Raw genomic sequence first — 14,868 nt, forward strand, 5'->3', positions numbered from 1 at the left:
TCAGACAACCCTCTCAGGAAAACGCCGGGCCGCTCCCAAGTCTTCTTGCCCCCCACGGGGGGCGGCGTTCAATCGGCTGGGTGAATTGTTCGTGCGCTAGGGCCCCGCATGTGAAACATGATGTATCAATGTGGGTTGCAAGCCATACGTGGCTTTGTCGATTTCAAGCAAGCCGGGTGACGGACGGCGCGGCAAAGCCTGCGCAAAACCCGCACAATCATGCCGAGAAGCCGGCGCTATCGACACCGCGCGCTTGGGCTTGTTCATGTTTCTCACCGACCCTTTATCCCCATGTCCAGTCCATTGTTCTCGTCCTTCCAGCTCGGCCGGCTTGCGCTGGCCAACCGCATCGTCGTCAGCCCCATGTGCCAGTACAGCGCCGAGGAGGGCAACGCCACGGCCTGGCATCGCGTGCATCTCGGGCAACTGGCGCAAAGCGGGGCGGGGCTGCTGCTCATCGAGGCCACCGCCGTCGAGGCCATCGGGCGTATCACGCCCGGCTGCCTCGGCCTGTATTGCGACGCCAACGAGCGCGCGCTGGCCGCCGTGCTGGAGGACGTGCGCGGTTTCGCCGACATCCCCATCGGCATCCAGCTCGCCCATGCCGGGCGCAAGGCCTCGAGCGCGCGGCCCTGGGACGGCGGACAGTTGCTGTCCGCGGAACAGGGCGGGTGGCAAACCGTGGCGCCTTCGGCGCTGCCGCATGGCGCGCACGAGGCGCCGCCGCAGCCGCTCGATGCAGTCGGCCTCGCGCGCATCCGGGACGCCTTCGTCGCGAGCGCGCGCCGCGCCGCGCGCCTGGGCTTGCAGGCGGTGGAACTGCATTGCGCCCACGGCTACCTGCTGCACGAGTTTTTGTCGCCCCTGGCCAACCAGCGCGCGGACGCGTATGGCGGCAGTCTGGAGAACCGCATGCGCTTTCCGCTGGAAGTGTTCGACGCCGTGCGCGCCGCATTGCCCGCGCACATCCCGCTGGGCGTGCGGGTGTCGGCCACCGACTGGGTGGATGGCGGCTGGGATCTGGAGCAGACGCTGACCTTCGCCGCCGCGCTCAAGACGCGCGGCTGCGCCTGGATCGACGTCTCGTCCGGCGGCGTGTCGCCGCTGCAGCAGATCCCGATCGGCCCCGGCTACCAGGTGCCGCTGGCCCGCGCGGTGCGCCAAGCCACGGGATTGCCCACCATGGCCGTGGGTCTGATCACCGAGCCGCACCAGGCCGAGGCCATCGTGCGGGACGGCAGCGCCGACCTCGTGGCGCTGGCCCGCGCCTTGCTGTGGAACCCGCGCTGGCCGTGGCACGCCGCCGCGGCGTTGCGGGCGACGGTGAGCGTGCCGCCGCAATACTGGCGCAGCGAACCGCGCGAGGCGCGCGGGGTGTTCGCCCACGCGCACATCGGCCAGCGCTGAGGCGCCGGCCGGGGCGGCACCGGCTTCGCTTCTCCGCCGCTGCGCGGTCACACGGCGTATGCCGGGTTCGAGGCCAGCAGGCTGCGCATGGCCTCGAACGGGATGGGTTTGCTGAACAGGTAGCCCTGTCCCTCCTCGCAATCGTGGCGCGCGAGGAATGCCTGGTGCTCGGCCGTCTCGACGCCTTCCGCGATCACCAGCAGATTCAGGCTGTGCGACAGCGCGATGACGGCCTGGATGATGGCGGCGTCGTCCGGGTCCGTCGTGCAGTGGGCCACGAAGGATTGGTCGATCTTGAGCCGGTCGATGGGGAATTTCTTCAGGTAGGCCAGGCTCGAGTAGCCGGTGCCGAAGTCGTCCAGCGAGAGTTCGACCCCCATGCCGCTGATCTGTTGCAGGATGCCGAGCACCGCGTCCGGGTCGTGCATCACCATGCTTTCGGTGACTTCGAGTTCGAGGTGACCGGGCGCCAGGCCGGTGGATTCCAGCGCCTTCCTCACGTCTTCGCCGAGGCGGCCGTCCCTGAGCTGCCGCGCCGACAGATTCACGGCCACGCGCACCGGTGGCAGGCCTTCGCGCTGCAACTGCCTGTTGTGCCGGCAGGCTGTTTCAAGCACCCATTTCCCGATCGGGACGATCAAGCCGTTTTCCTCCGCCAGGGGAATGAACTGCAGGGGCGGGATGAGACCCAGTGTCGGATGGCGCCAGCGGATGAGCGCTTCCATGCCCGTGATCCTGCCCAGGCGCAGGTCGATCTGCGGCTGGTAGTGCAGTTCGAACTCGGCGTTGTCCAGCGCATGCCAGAGATCGTTCTCCATCGACAGGCGGGCGATGCCCTGCGCATTCATGTCCTGCGCATAAAACTGGAAGCTGTTGCGCCCTTGCGCCTTGGCCCTGTACATGGCGGCCTCGGCGTTGGCCACCAAATGCTCGGTTTGGGTTCCGTCGCGCGGGAACATCGCCATGCCGATGCTGCAGGTCACGGTGAGCTGCCGGCCGAGCAGCTCCAGCGGTTTCGCGATCTCGGACTGAATGCGTTGCACAAGCTGGTAGTTTTTGCTCTGGGTGTCGTGCTCGGACAGCAGCAGCACGAATTCGTCGCCGCTGAGCCGCGCCACGGTATCGCCGGGCCCGATGCAGTCCTGTATCCGCTGCCCGATCAGCCCCAGCAGTTTGTCGCCGGCGCCATGGCCTAGGCCGTCGTTGACGCGTTTGAAGTTGTCCACGTCGATGAAGGCGATCGTGAACGCGAGCGCATGCCGCTGGGCATGCAGGATGGCTTGCCGCACGCGTTCCTGCAGCAGGTTGCGGTTGGCCAGGCCCGTCAGCGTGTCATAGTTGGCGCGGTGCTCGAGCTCGTCCTGGTAGCGCCGGATTTGCGTGATGTCGTGCATGATCCCGACGTAATGCGTGACCTTTCCGTGGCGAGGGTCGTGCACCGGGGCGATATGCAGTTCGTTGAGGAACAGGCTGCCATCCTTGCGGTAGTTGCGCAGCACCGCCGTCGCGGCGCGCCGCTCGCGTATCGCGGCGCGGATCTTGTCGAGTTCCGGCTGCGCGTTGTCGCCTGCCTGGAGAAAACGGCAGTTCTGCCCGAGGACCTCGCCGCGCGGGTAGCCGGTGAGGTGTTCGAAGGCCTCGTTGACGTCGATCAGCGGCGCGTGGTCTTGTGTGATGTCGACGATCAGGATCGGATTGGCGCTCACCTGGATGGCGCGGGTGCGCAGGTTCAGCGCCTCCTCGGCCTCGATGCGCGGGGTCAGGTCGAACGCCACGGCACCGACATACTCGGCCTTTCCTTGGCGGTCCATGATGGGGAATTTCGTGATCTCCCAATACGCGTCGCCACCATCCGCCTTGGGAAAGGCCTGCACATCCACGACCACTTGCCGGCTCTCGAGCACCAGCCGGTCGACCCGGTCGAGCTGGTCGGCCACCGGCGGCGGAAGCAGCGCATGCGCCGTCAGGCCGGTGATGTCGCGCTGCCCGGTGAGGAGGGTCAGTGCGATGCCAGGGTTGGTGAAGACGTAGCGGCCTTGTCGATCCTTCATCAGCGCCACCCCGGGCAGATGCTCCATGAAGGTCTGGAACAGGTGGCTGCTTTCCCGCAGTTCCTGCTCGGCGCGCTGGCGTGCCTGCCTCTCCGCGGATCGCTCCAGCGCGCCACGGACGGCCGCGGGCAGGCGCTTGAGGTTGCCCTTGATCACGTAGTCCATCGCCCCCGATTTCAGGGACTCGATGGCGGTCTCCTCGCCGATCGCCCCCGAGACGAAGATGAAAGGCAAATCGGGCTGCGCTTCGTGGCAGATGCGCAGGGCGCGCATGCCGTCGAACCTCGGCATGGAGTAGTCGCAGAGAACCAGGTCGGGCGCGAAGTTCTCCAGCGCCTCGTGCAGCGCGGCTTCCGTCTCCACGCGCCGGACCGACAACTCGAATCCCGCGCGCCGCAACTCGTAGGCGACGAGTTCGGCGTCGGTCGTGGCGTCCTCGATGTGCAGCAATCGCAACGCAGGCATTTGGGGTCCTCGCTCGCGCCTCACTCGCAGCCCGGAAGCCGGTTGACGATGGCCCAGTAGAAGCCGACCTTGGAGACCTCCTCGACGAATTTGTCGAACTCGACGGGCTTGACGATATAGCTGTTGACGCCGAACTGGTAGCTTTGGATCATGTCCCGCTCCTCGGCGCTGGACGTCAGCATGACCACGGGGATCGAGCGTGTGCGCTCGGTCTGCTTGAGGCGGCGCAGCACCTCGATGCCATCGACCTTCGGCATTTTCAGGTCCAGCAGAATGAGCTTGGGCTCCACGGCGGGCCGCTCGGCATAGGCGCCGTTGCGGAACACGTAATCCAGCGCCTCCTCGCCATCCTTCACCCAGATGATGCGGTTGATGACGCCCACTTTCTTCAAGGCGCGCAGCGTCATTTCGGCGTCGGTCGCCGTGTCCTCCGCCAGCAGGACCTCGATGGGCTGCACTGGGTTCATGTCGTCTCCTTCTTGGGCAAACTGAACGTGAAGATGCTTCCGACACCCGGCTCGCTCTGCGCCCAGACCCGTCCGCCGTGGCGGACCACGACGCGCTGCACGATGGCCAGCCCGACGCCGGTGCCGGGGAATTCGTCGGCGCCGTGCAAGCGCTGGAAGACGCGGAAGAGTTTGTTGTAATACTGCATATCGAAACCCACGCCGTTGTCGCGGACTTGGTAAAGCGTTTCCGTCCCTTCCTGCGAACCGCTGATCTCCACCACCGGTTCGGCCTGGCGGCTGCTGTACTTGATGGCATTCGAGACGAGGTTGGCCAGGACCTGGCGGATCATCGCGGCGTCGCCCCAGGCCGCCGGCAGCGGTTCCCGGCGCAGGCGCGGCACGGCATCCCGGGCGCCGCCGCGCGCTTCCGCGCAGGCCTGTGACCACACCTCGTCGACCAGGGCATCCATATCGATCAGCGCCGCCTCGATCGGCTTGCGCCCAAGCCGGGAGAAGGCCAGCAGGTCGTCGATCAACTGCCCCATCTTCTTGCTGTTGTCGCGGATGACCTGCAAGATGCGCCGTCCTTCGTCGTCGAGCCGGTCGGCGTAGTCTTCCTCCAACATGCGGGAGAAGCCATCGATCGCCCGCAGGGGAGAGCGCAGGTCGTGCGACACCGAGTAGCTGAAGCTCTCGAGTTCCTTGTTGGTCATTTCCAACTCTGCGGCGCGCTGGTCGAGTTGCGCATTGAGTTGGCGAATGCGCAACTCGGTCTGCTTGCGGTCCGTGATGTCGTACAGGCTGGTGCGGCTTGTCACGTAACGGCCTTGCGCGTCGCGGACCACGGTGGCGTTGAGCGCGCCGCACAGAATGCTGCCGTCCTTGCGCACATACTCGAATTCGACGTCCTTCAACCAGCCTTGTTCCTGGAACAGCGGGAACACGGTCTGGCGGTAGCGCTCGGCGCTTTCCGGCGTCATCAGGTCCGGGTGGCGCATCTTGCCGACGATTTCGTCGCGCGTATAGCCCAGCCAGGCCAGTTCGGTGTCGTTGATCCGCGTGATCACGCCCTGCGCGTCGACCGAGTGATAGGCGCAGGGCGCGTTGTTGTAGAGGTCGGCCAATTCCAGCGCCGTTTTTTCGGCCTGTTCCTGCGCCGCCCTGCGTTTCCGGATTTCGTGGTGCAGGGCCCAGAAAGCGGCGAGCAGCAGCGCAATGGCGGCCAGGCTGCCCAGAACGACCCATCGTTTGGTGCGGTGGGAGTCGGAGTTTTCCGCCGCGGTCCGCCGCCTCAGGATCTGCTCTTCGCCGGCCGCCATATGGCCGACGACGGCGCGTATCTCGTCCATCACCCGTTTGCCCTGCAGCGCGATGGCCATGACCTTGGCGTTGCGGTCATGGTCGATTTGCGGCTCCAGGGCGATGCCCTCCCGCAGGATCGCCAGTTGCTGCGCGGTCAGCCGGCCGAGAACCGCAATGGCCTGTTGTTGGCCGGCGTTGTCGCGCGTCAGCGCCTTGAGCGTTTGAAGCTGCGCGGGCAGCACGCGAACGGCTTGTCCGTACGGCTTGAGAAACCGTTTGTCGCGGGTGAGGAGATAACCGCGCGAACCCGTTTCCGCGTCCTTCAGTTCCGACAGCAGCACATTGGTCTGGTTGATGACGATGTGGGAATGCTGCACCAGAGCCGCGCGCGCGGCGAAACGGTCGACGCTGCGGTAGGCAATGGAGGCGCTGGCCATCATCAGAATGAGTGCCGCAGCGAGCCCATAGACGGTGAGCGTTTCCCGCTCGAATCGGTGCATTTCACCCTCCCCAAGTTCAGCCGATGTGCTGTCTCAACGCTTCCGTTCGCTGGGGTCAAGCCTCCTCACGCCGCTGATCCTGGTCACCATCGGCAAACCTGGGGTCGGCAGACTCGGTGCTTCGCAACACACCGGAGTTCCCGCACAACCGCAGTTTCCAAATCGATTTATATGGATACTTGTATAGGTAAGTATCGCAGGCAAGATTGTTGGGATCAATGGACGGCAAGCCGAGGATTGGTAACAAAATGAACCGTTCGGCGCGATTTATGCGATTTTTCGCGCATGGGTTTGGAGCGCCTGCGCAGCATGATCCGCCAACGCCGGATGGGCCATGGGAATCGGCCGCATGCCGGGCATGGTTGACAGCCTGGCGCGGGGCGCGGGAGGCCGCGGCGTGTCAAAATGACCCTTCCAGCATGGGGCTGGGAGTTCGGCTCCCAGCCGCGATGCCGAACACCACGCGATAAGGAGTCAAGCCATGAACCGACAGGTCAGCACGCTCGCCGTATCCGCCCGGGTTGGCGCCGGGCTCTTCGCGCTCTCGGTCCTGCTGCTGTCGCCCGCGCAGGCGGCCGACAGCAGCCTTTCCAAGGACGCCAGTCAGGTGGGGTCCGCCGTGGGGTCTACCGCCCGGAAAATTGGCCAGGAGGGGAAGAAAGTCGGCCTGGCCGTCGGACATGCGGGCAAGAAGGTCGGCTTGGAAGTCGGCCACGCCGCGAAGAAGGGCGGCCAGGCGTTCTGGCATGCGGTCAAGGGCCAGAAGCAGTGAGGTCGGGCGACGGCGTTGTCCGCAATGGGCCGGCGCGGGCGCAGAAATAGCGTGAACAGGCCCTAATCCAGGAACTCGCAGTGGGCCTGGACGTAGTCGGCCAGGTCGAGCGAATGCTGGCGAACCAGTTTCTCCGCCAGTTCGGTGTCGCGTTGCTCGAGCGCCTCGATGATGCGCAGATGGTCGGCGATCGAGCGCGAGGCGCGGTCGCTTTGTGAAATGGTCATGCGCCGGATGGCGCGAACATGGATGAAGATGTTCTTGATCGTCTCCATGATGACCTGCGACTTGGACAACTGCACGATCGCCTGGTGAAACGCGATGTTGGCGTCCGAATATTCCTGGATGTGCTCGGCCGGCGTCGTATCGCGGAAGTTGTCGAACATATGCCGCAGGGCCCGGATCTCCTCGTCGCTGGCCTGGGTCGTGGCCAGCCGGGCCGCCATGCTTTCCAGCGCGGCCCACATCTGGATCATCTCGACGATCTCGCGCTTGGTCTTGCGCACGATGTAGATGCCGCGGCGCGGCACCATGCGCAGGAACCCCTCTTGTTCGAGCAGGGTCATGGCCTCCCGGATCGGGGTGCGGCTCACGCCCAGCGCTTCGCTGAGGACGCGTTCATCGAGGCGGATTTCCTCGCGGGATTGGTAGATGTCGGCGTCGGCAATGGCCTGGCGCAGCATGGCATAGGCCTGGTCGCGCAAGCTGGCTACCGCGTGGATCGGCTGCAATGACAAGGTCAGTGCGCCGGCGCGTGCTTCAGATGGTGTGGCGATGGACATTCATGGACCCGTGCTGTGTTTGCAAACGCTTCGGCCAGCCGCCTGTGTGGCGCCACCGCTGGGTGCGGCAGCGCCCTTGGGGGCTTCGTCCGCCCGCAGCGGCAGGCTGTCCGCGATCAAAAATGTCGCGGCGCAACCCGCGGCGATCAACTCGATGGCGTAGATGAACAACGTTGAGGCATCCATGACAACTCCAGTTTGCGCGATGCAAAGTTTGCTGAGGAGTTCTCATTTTACGCTGCACTGCAACAAAATTTCAATGTATCCTTGATACAGTATACAAAAAACAACGAGCCTTGGCGAGCTTCCGCTTCCTGCCGGACACAATGGCTTGCCGGCAGGCGCGCAGCCGCGCACCGCAGCTTGGCGCCGCGTTGATGAAGATGCGGTTGGATGCGCCCCGCAGCCGCACTGCGGGGGGAATTCAGGCTTGCAAGGCGGTTTTTTCCCTGAGCCTGATGAGCGCGAGCACGGCGTCGACCAGCGGTGTGGGCTGGCCGGTCAGCTGCCCCAACTCCTGGATCACGCCAAGCAGCGGGTCGATTTCCATCGGCCGGCGCTGCTCCAGATCCTGCAGCATGGATGTCTTGTGGCCGACGATGGCACCCGCGCCGTCGAGGCGCCGCTCGATGCCGACCCGAAAGCGCACGCCGAGACGTTCCGCAATGATTTGCGCCTCCTGCATCATGCCGCGTGCCAGCGATCGCACGGCGGGATCGGCGACGATGACGTCCAGGGTCGCATGCGTGAGGGCACTGATGGGGTTGAGGCATAGATTGCCCCACAGCTTGAGCCAGATCTCGTCGCGGATGTCGGCGCGGATCGGTGCCTCGAACCCCGCCGCGGTCATGGCCTCGTGCAGGCGCTGGATGCGCGTGGTGGGTTGCCCGCTGGGTTCGCCGAGCGGGAATTTCTTGCCATAGGCGTGCTCCACCACGCCGGGGGCCACGAGGTCGGCAGCCGGGTACAACACGCAGCCAATGCCCCGCTCCGGGCCCAGCACGCGCCACTGCAGCCCTCCGGGATCGACGCTGTTGAGGATGGTGCCGGCGTAGTCCGCGCCATGGTGGTGGAAATACCAGTAAGGCAGGCCGTTCACGCCGGTGATCACGGCCGTGTCGGCGTGCAGCAGCGGACGCATGGATTCAACCGCGCCGGGCACGGAATGCGCCTTCAGGGTGATGAAGACATAATCCTGCGGCCCCAGTTCCGCGGGATTCGACGTGCATGGAACCCGGACCACATGCTCAGCGCCGTCGATGCGCAGGCGCAAGCCGTGCGCCTGCATGGCTTGCAGATGTGGCCCCCTGGCGACGAAGCTCACATCCACGCCGGCGCGGGCGAGTTGCCCGCCGATGAGCCCACCGATGGCTCCAGCACCAAAAATGCAGATTTTCATGTTCGGCTCCTAGGGTCGCATGGCATCCTGCGGCGCCTCGAGGAAATGGCGGGCCGCTTTCAAGTTTTCTGACCCCCAGGGGAGGGCAGATGCAGCGCAGGGCGGCGGCCCCGCGTTCGAGGGACCGCCCGCTGGCGCGCCGACAGCGGCGGGGTCGTCAGTTCCGGCGCTGCGCATCGCTATTCGCCATCAGGCGGGGGCAAAGACCGCGCCCAATTTTTTCTGGATGAGTTTGCCCATTTCGGAGGGGTTTCGGGTGACGGTGAAGCCGCAGGCGTGCATGACCTCGAGCTTGGCCTCGGCGGTGTCGGCGCCGCCCGAGATGAGGGCGCCGGCATGGCCCATGCGCTTGCCCGGCGGGGCGGTGACGCCGGCGATGAAGCCCACGATGGGCTTGGTCATGTGCTCCTTGGCCCAGCGCGCCGCCTCGGCCTCGTCGGGGCCGCCGATCTCGCCGATCATGATCACCCCGTCGGTGTCGGGGTCGTCGTTGAACAGCTTGAGCACGTCGATGTGCTTGAGGCCGTTGATGGGGTCGCCGCCGATGCCCACCGCGCTGCTTTGCCCCAGCCCCAGCTCGGTGACCTGGCCCACCGCCTCGTAGGTCAGCGTGCCCGAGCGCGAGACGATGCCGATGCGCCCCTTGCGGTGGATGTGCCCGGGCATGATGCCGATCTTGATTTCCCCGGGCGTGATCAGCCCCGGGCAGTTCGGCCCCAGCAGCAGGGTCTTCTTGCCGCCGGCGGCCTCCTTGGCGCGCATCCTGGCGCGCACTTCCATCATGTCGCGCACCGGAATGCCCTCGGTGATGCAGATGACCAGGTCCAGGTCGGCCTGCACCGCCTCCCAGATCGCCGCGGCCGCGCCGGGGGGCGGCACGTAGATGACGGAGACGGTGGCCCCGGTGGCCGCACGGGCTTCGGCCACGCTGGCGTGGATGGGGATGCCCTCGAAGTCCTCCCCGGCCTTCTTGGGGTTGACCCCGGCGACGAAGGCGGCGCGCCCGTGGGCGTAGTCGCGGCACATGCGGGTGTGGAACTGGCCGGTCTTGCCGGTGATGCCCTGGGTGATGACTTTGGTGTGCTGGTCGATGAGGATGGACATACAAGCCTTTCGTCGCAAAGTTTCAGTCGCTGCGCTCCTGCGATACTTTGCGCCGGCTTGGCCAGCGCAAAAAGCTTGGGGCGGCCCTGCGCTTTTTGCGAATGATGTGGATGAGGGGTCAAAGACTGCGGAGGGGATGTGGGCTCAGGCCGCGGCGGTGACGACTTTCTGGGCGGCTTCGGCCAGGGTCTCGGCGCTGATGATGGGCAGCCCGGAGTCGGCCAGCATGCGCTTGCCCAGGTCTTCGTTGGTGCCTTTCATGCGCACCACCAGGGGCACGTTCAGGGCCACGGCCCGGCTGGCGGCGATGAGCCCCTCGGCGATGACGTCGCAGCGCATGATGCCGCCGAAGATGTTGACCAGGATGGCTTTGACCTGGGGGTTGTGCAGCATGATCTTGAACGCGGCGGTGACCTTCTCGGCGGTGGCGCCGCCGCCGACGTCGAGGAAGTTGGCGGGCTCGCCGCCGAACAGCTTGATGGTGTCCATGGTGGCCATGGCCAGGCCGGCGCCGTTGACCAGGCAGGCGATGTTGCCGTCGAGCTGGATGTACGACAGGTCGTGCTTGGAGGCTTCGATCTCGGCGGGGTCTTCTTCGTCGAGGTCGCGCAGGGCCACGAGCTCGGGGTGGCGGAACAGGGCGTTGTCGTCGAAGTTGAACTTGGCGTCCAGCGCCTTGACGCTGCCGTCGCCTTGCACGATGAGGGGGTTGATCTCGGCCAGCGAGGCGTCGTTGTCCCAGAAGGCGCGGTACAGCCCTTGCAGGGCGGCGGCGCCCTGGGCCCGGCTGGCCTCGGGCAGGCCGATCTTGGCGCACAGGGCCAGCGCGTCGGCCTCGGGCAGCCCGCCCAGGGGGTCGACCCAGACTTTGTGGATCTTCTCGGGGGTGTGGGCGGCCACGTCTTCGATGTCCATGCCGCCTTCGCTGGAGGCCATGACGACCACGCATTGCGCGGCGCGGTCGATCACCAGCCCGGCGTAGTACTCCTGGCGAATGTCGGCGCCTTCTTCGATGAGCAGCCGCCGCACGGTCTGCCCGCCGGGGCCGGTCTGGTGCGTCACCAGTTGCATGCCAAGCATCTGCCCGGCCAGCGTGCGCACCTCGTCCACCGAGCGCGCCAGCTTGACGCCCCCGCCCTTGCCGCGCCCGCCCGCATGAATCTGCGCCTTGACCACCCACACCGGCCCGCCCAGCTCTCGCGCCGCGTGCTCCGCCTCGTCCACCGTGTACGCCGCCTCCCCGCGCGGTACAGGAACCCCTCGCTCTCGCAAAAGCGCCTTGCCTTGGTATTCGTGAATCTTCATGGTGATGGTGCCGTTGGGTTGAAATGGTCTCGCGCGCGGGCGACCCTGTCGCCGACTGCACCTAGCGAGCGCAACACGACCGCGGGCTGGCCGTCGGCCGGGAGTCAGTAAAACAGTGGGAGGCCGGCACGGATCGCGGCCGGGCCGAGAACCTCCGCGAGGAGGGCCGGCCGGCAGCCGCGTTGCCGTGCCGGCCCCCGGGCATGCGTGGCTATTCGCCGGCTTGCAAGGGGAGATCGCGGAAATTCAGCGCGTCGCCTTCGGGCGAGGCGTTCTCACGTGCGTCAATCCAGCGGCGGCGCATGGGGGCCAGCACCATTTTGGCCGCCAGGGCGGCGATGATCGACGCCAGCCCGGCGACGACGAACACCGCGTTCCAGCTGGCATAGGCCGCCAGCACGCTGGCCAGCGGAACCAGCAGCGAGGCTGTTCCCTTCGCGGTGTAGAGCACGCCCGAGTTGGTCGTTGCGTACTTCGCGCCGAAGGTGTCGGCGTTGAGCGCGGGAAAGATCGAAAAGATTTCCCCCCAGCAGAGAAAGACCATGGGCGCCAACACCATGAAGGCGTAGGGATTGTGGCCGAACTCCCGCAGCCCGAGCAGCGCCAGGCCTTCACCCATGAAGATGATGAGCATGGTATTTTCACGCCCGATTTTGTCCGAGATAAACCCGCTCAGCGGCCGCGTAAACCCGTTGCACAAATTATCGATCGATAGCGTCATCGTGAGCAGGGGCAGCGTGGCGCCGAAAAGGGTGATCGGCATCTTGGCAAAACCATAATCCTTGGCGATCGGTCCGATCTGCGCCGTGGCGATCAAGCCGCCAGCCGCGACCGCGACAAAGCATGCGTACATCACCCAGAAAACGGGCGTTCTCACCATCTGCGCCGGGGTGTAATGATGGCGGCTCGTCATAATCGCTTTCGGAGCGACGAGTCCCTTGCGCGGCTGTGGCCTCACCATCAGCATGGCGAGAATGAAAATCGCGATGCCCTGCAGGGTGCCGAAAAAGAAGAAGGCATGCGCATAGCCCGCGGTATGGATCATGTTGGCAATCGGGATGACCGTGACTGCCGCCCCCGCGCCAAAGCCCGCGGCAGCAAGGCCGGCGGCCAATCCACGGCGATCCGGGAACCATTTGAGCGCAATGCCGACACTGGTCCCATAAACGCATCCGACGCCGATGCCGGCGATCACGGCGGCAAAATACAAGGCATGCAGCGATGCGGCATAGGAATTCAAGACCCATGACAGGCCAACACAAATCGCGCCCACCGCGACAACCGGGCGTGGGCCGAATTTATCGACGATCCACCCTTCCAGTGGAACCAGCCAGGTTTCCGTGAGCACAAAAATCGAAAATGCAACTTGAATATCCGCGACGCTCCAGTTGTGCGCGGTATGCATGGGGGATACGAAAAGGGTCCATGCGTACTGCAAATTGGCAACCAGGCCCATGCACAAGATCGCCAGTATCAATTGAAACCATCGATTATGTTCGCGCTCTGCGGAAATTGGCTGGGCGCCGCCATCATGATTTTCTAGCTTCATCGCTTGTCTCCTGAGTGTTTTGATACATCGATCTTCGTGGTGTGCGAGAGATTTTCCTTTCGCGCCGGTTTCCAGGCGTCATCGCAAAGATATTCATATCACGATGGATATGAATGCTTGGATTCGATCGGCGCCGCCAAGGACGCGGGGCTTCTCGTGAGGCGACTGAAGTGGGTGTTGCATCGTTGTCGGATCATGTATCGGATCGGTCGCTGTCACCGCACGGCCAGGGTTTCCCCGGATTTGTGGAGATCCCGATGGGATGTCGACCTGCGATTGATGCTAGGTCTAAAGTTGAATTAGCAATAGTGAAAGTTTTTTATTATGATCATTACGGGTCATCTATGGATTGCAAGCCATGTAAGCCATGAAAAATGCCACGCTGCGTCAGCTCAAGGTTTTCGAGGTGGTTGCGCGCCAGTTGAGTTTTTCACGTGCGGCCGAGGAGCTTCATCTCACACAACCTGCGGTTTCGACGCAGGTCCGCCAATTGGAAGGGCATGTCGGCCTTCCGTTGTTCGAGCAATTGGGCAAGAAAATCTATTTAACTCCGGCCGGTGTAGAAATGCTTCACTACAGCCGCGCCATCATCCAGCAATTTCACGAGGCCGATGAGGCGATGTCAAGACTCAAGGGGGTATCGGGGGGGGTGCTGAATATCGCCGTGATCAGCGCCGGGGATTATTTCTTTCCCCGCTTGCTGGCCGAATTCCTGCGCCGTAACCAAGGTGTGAGTCTCAATCTGGCGGTTTACAACCGCGAGGAATTGCTGCATCAGTTGGCGGCCAATCTGACCGATCTGGCCGTGATGGTCCGTCCACCTCAGGGGGGAGACACGGTCAGCCTGCCGTTCGCGCCGCACCCGTATGTCATCGTCGCGGCTCCCAGCCATCCGCTCGTGGGACGCCGCGGCCTGGCGCTCGAGGAACTCAGCGACGAGTCGTTCATCGTGCGGGAGAAGGGTTCGGACACTTGGAACTCGATGGAGGAGGGTTTGGCGGGGCGCATTCGCAATCTGAAGATCGCGATGGAGATCAAAAGCACGGAAACGATCAAGCAGGCCGTCATTGCCGGCATGGGCATTGCCTATCTGTCGGCGCATACCGTCAGCCTCGAACTTGAAGTGGGCAGACTCGCGGTGCTCGACATCGTGGGATTTCCGGTGATGCTGAACTGGTATCTGGTGCACCGCAAGAACAAGCGCCTGCCCCCAGTGGCCGAGGCGTTCAAGGGGTTCTTGATGCAGGATGGCGCCGAACTCATCCAGACGCTGACGGGCATCCGGGTGGCGTGAGCCGGCCGTAAATCATAATGTATTCATTATGATTTACTAAAAAATCTTTAACTATCATCAATCGATCGGAGCCACTAAGCTCGATTGCACGTCACAGCTTTTTCCGATGGAGTTGGCCATGCAAACGATCGAAGCAGCACCCAATCGCGCGGTATCCGGCCCGACGGATGCGCCAGCGGAAATCTTGGTCTGCGCCTACAACGCGGCCTTCAGCGAACTCGGGTTGCGCTTTCGCTGGGACGCTGGGGCGCTGGGCAGCATGGGCGACGCCCGGTGCGAGCAAACGCGCATGGCCGAATTCATTCGGCGGCATCACCCGCATCTGCTCAAGGCCTACGATGCGGAATTCCTGAGCGGACTGATCTGCGAGCGCAAGAACGCCTACCTTCGCCAGCGCGGCTTGCAGGAGGGCGTGGCCGGCCAGGGCCTGGATGGCCAGCAGAGCCATTAGCCCCAATACTGTTCAGATACGTAGGATTGGTGTTGGCT

At 64.4% G+C, this 14,868-nt stretch carries 12 protein-coding genes; 4 read left to right on the plus strand and 8 right to left on the minus strand.

The features are described 5' to 3' along the window. Window positions 1-291: 291 nt before the first annotated feature. A complete protein-coding gene (locus tag THIARS_RS07290) occupies window positions 292-1,407 on the plus strand; it encodes an NADH:flavin oxidoreductase/NADH oxidase (protein WP_094160035.1) in 1,116 nt (371 codons plus the stop codon). 47 nt (window positions 1,408-1,454) lie between these two features. Here the strand turns inward: THIARS_RS07290 and THIARS_RS07295 are convergent, their stop codons facing one another. From THIARS_RS07295 to THIARS_RS07305, 3 genes are read right to left on the minus strand one after another with little or no spacing between them, the layout of a single operon-like run. After that, window positions 1,455-3,923 (minus strand): EAL domain-containing protein, encoded by a 2,469-nt coding sequence (locus THIARS_RS07295; protein WP_094160036.1) that lies wholly within the window; start codon window positions 3,921-3,923, stop codon window positions 1,455-1,457. Between the two features lie 20 nt (window positions 3,924-3,943). Next, window positions 3,944-4,390 carry a response regulator gene (locus tag THIARS_RS07300; protein ID WP_094160037.1) on the minus strand — a complete coding sequence of 149 codons (447 nt, stop codon included), beginning with the start codon at window positions 4,388-4,390 and terminating at the stop codon, window positions 3,944-3,946. Next, window positions 4,387-6,174: a sensor histidine kinase gene (locus THIARS_RS07305; protein WP_094160038.1), complete on the minus strand. Its 1,788-nt coding sequence runs from the start codon at window positions 6,172-6,174 to the stop codon at window positions 4,387-4,389. The genes THIARS_RS07300 and THIARS_RS07305 overlap by 4 nt, the downstream gene beginning before the upstream one ends. Before the next feature lie 481 nt (window positions 6,175-6,655). Between THIARS_RS07305 and THIARS_RS07310 the strand changes: the two genes are divergently transcribed. Beyond that, entirely contained in the window at window positions 6,656-6,946 is a 291-nt protein-coding gene (locus THIARS_RS07310; RefSeq protein ID WP_094160039.1) for a hypothetical protein, read from the plus strand. A 62-nt stretch (window positions 6,947-7,008) separates the two neighbouring features. Here the strand turns inward: THIARS_RS07310 and THIARS_RS07315 are convergent, their stop codons facing one another. From THIARS_RS07315 to oxlT, 5 genes are all read right to left on the minus strand, one after another. Then, window positions 7,009-7,728 (minus strand): GntR family transcriptional regulator, encoded by a 720-nt coding sequence (locus THIARS_RS07315; protein WP_094160040.1) that lies wholly within the window; start codon window positions 7,726-7,728, stop codon window positions 7,009-7,011. A gap of 424 nt (window positions 7,729-8,152) precedes the next feature. Continuing rightward, window positions 8,153-9,127, minus strand: coding sequence for a 2-dehydropantoate 2-reductase (locus tag THIARS_RS07325; protein ID WP_094160042.1), 975 nt, complete (start codon window positions 9,125-9,127; stop codon window positions 8,153-8,155). 189 nt (window positions 9,128-9,316) lie between these two features. Next, window positions 9,317-10,231 (minus strand): succinate--CoA ligase subunit alpha, encoded by a 915-nt coding sequence (sucD, locus tag THIARS_RS07330; RefSeq protein WP_094160043.1) that lies wholly within the window; start codon window positions 10,229-10,231, stop codon window positions 9,317-9,319. Between the two features lie 144 nt (window positions 10,232-10,375). After that, window positions 10,376-11,536 (minus strand): ADP-forming succinate--CoA ligase subunit beta, encoded by a 1,161-nt coding sequence (gene sucC, locus THIARS_RS07335; protein WP_094159005.1) that lies wholly within the window; start codon window positions 11,534-11,536, stop codon window positions 10,376-10,378. 211 nt (window positions 11,537-11,747) lie between these two features. Further along, window positions 11,748-13,085 (minus strand): oxalate/formate MFS antiporter, encoded by a 1,338-nt coding sequence (gene oxlT / locus THIARS_RS07340; protein ID WP_094160044.1) that lies wholly within the window; start codon window positions 13,083-13,085, stop codon window positions 11,748-11,750. 367 nt (window positions 13,086-13,452) lie between these two features. Here oxlT and THIARS_RS07345 point away from each other — a divergent pair, with 367 nt between their 5' ends. Together THIARS_RS07345 and THIARS_RS07350 are read left to right on the plus strand one after the other, a co-directional pair. After that, the gene (locus tag THIARS_RS07345; protein WP_094160045.1) at window positions 13,453-14,379 is read left to right on the plus strand and encodes a LysR family transcriptional regulator; all 927 of its coding nucleotides are present in this window, start codon (window positions 13,453-13,455) and stop codon (window positions 14,377-14,379) included. Window positions 14,380-14,497: 118 nt separating this feature from the next. Next, the gene (locus tag THIARS_RS07350) at window positions 14,498-14,830 is read left to right on the plus strand and encodes a LysR family transcriptional regulator (RefSeq protein ID WP_141202355.1); all 333 of its coding nucleotides are present in this window, start codon (window positions 14,498-14,500) and stop codon (window positions 14,828-14,830) included. Window positions 14,831-14,868 lie beyond the last annotated feature (38 nt).

Origin of the sequence: Thiomonas delicata (assembly GCF_900088825.1) — a bacterium.
In the GTDB taxonomy this organism is placed as follows: Bacteria; Pseudomonadota; Gammaproteobacteria; order Burkholderiales; family Burkholderiaceae_C; genus Thiomonas_A; species Thiomonas_A delicata.

What these genes read in the sequence shown, in the direction of transcription:
- THIARS_RS07290 (WP_094160035.1), top strand. Translation starts at nt 292, where the DNA reads ATGTCCAGTCCATTGTTCTCGTCCTTCCAGCTCGGCCGGCTTGCGCTG.
- THIARS_RS07315 (WP_094160040.1), bottom strand. Translation starts at nt 7,728, where the DNA reads ATGTCCATCGCCACACCATCTGAAGCACGCGCCGGCGCACTGACCTTG.
- THIARS_RS07310 (WP_094160039.1), top strand. Translation starts at nt 6,656, where the DNA reads ATGAACCGACAGGTCAGCACGCTCGCCGTATCCGCCCGGGTTGGCGCC.
- sucC (WP_094159005.1), bottom strand. Translation starts at nt 11,536, where the DNA reads ATGAAGATTCACGAATACCAAGGCAAGGCGCTTTTGCGAGAGCGAGGG.
- THIARS_RS07300 (WP_094160037.1), bottom strand. Translation starts at nt 4,390, where the DNA reads ATGAACCCAGTGCAGCCCATCGAGGTCCTGCTGGCGGAGGACACGGCG.
- THIARS_RS07295 (WP_094160036.1), bottom strand. Translation starts at nt 3,923, where the DNA reads ATGCCTGCGTTGCGATTGCTGCACATCGAGGACGCCACGACCGACGCC.
- sucD (WP_094160043.1), bottom strand. Translation starts at nt 10,231, where the DNA reads ATGTCCATCCTCATCGACCAGCACACCAAAGTCATCACCCAGGGCATC.
- THIARS_RS07345 (WP_094160045.1), top strand. Translation starts at nt 13,453, where the DNA reads ATGAAAAATGCCACGCTGCGTCAGCTCAAGGTTTTCGAGGTGGTTGCG.
- THIARS_RS07350 (WP_141202355.1), top strand. Translation starts at nt 14,498, where the DNA reads ATGCAAACGATCGAAGCAGCACCCAATCGCGCGGTATCCGGCCCGACG.
- oxlT (WP_094160044.1), bottom strand. Translation starts at nt 13,085, where the DNA reads ATGAAGCTAGAAAATCATGATGGCGGCGCCCAGCCAATTTCCGCAGAG.
- THIARS_RS07305 (WP_094160038.1), bottom strand. Translation starts at nt 6,174, where the DNA reads ATGCACCGATTCGAGCGGGAAACGCTCACCGTCTATGGGCTCGCTGCG.
- THIARS_RS07325 (WP_094160042.1), bottom strand. Translation starts at nt 9,127, where the DNA reads ATGAAAATCTGCATTTTTGGTGCTGGAGCCATCGGTGGGCTCATCGGC.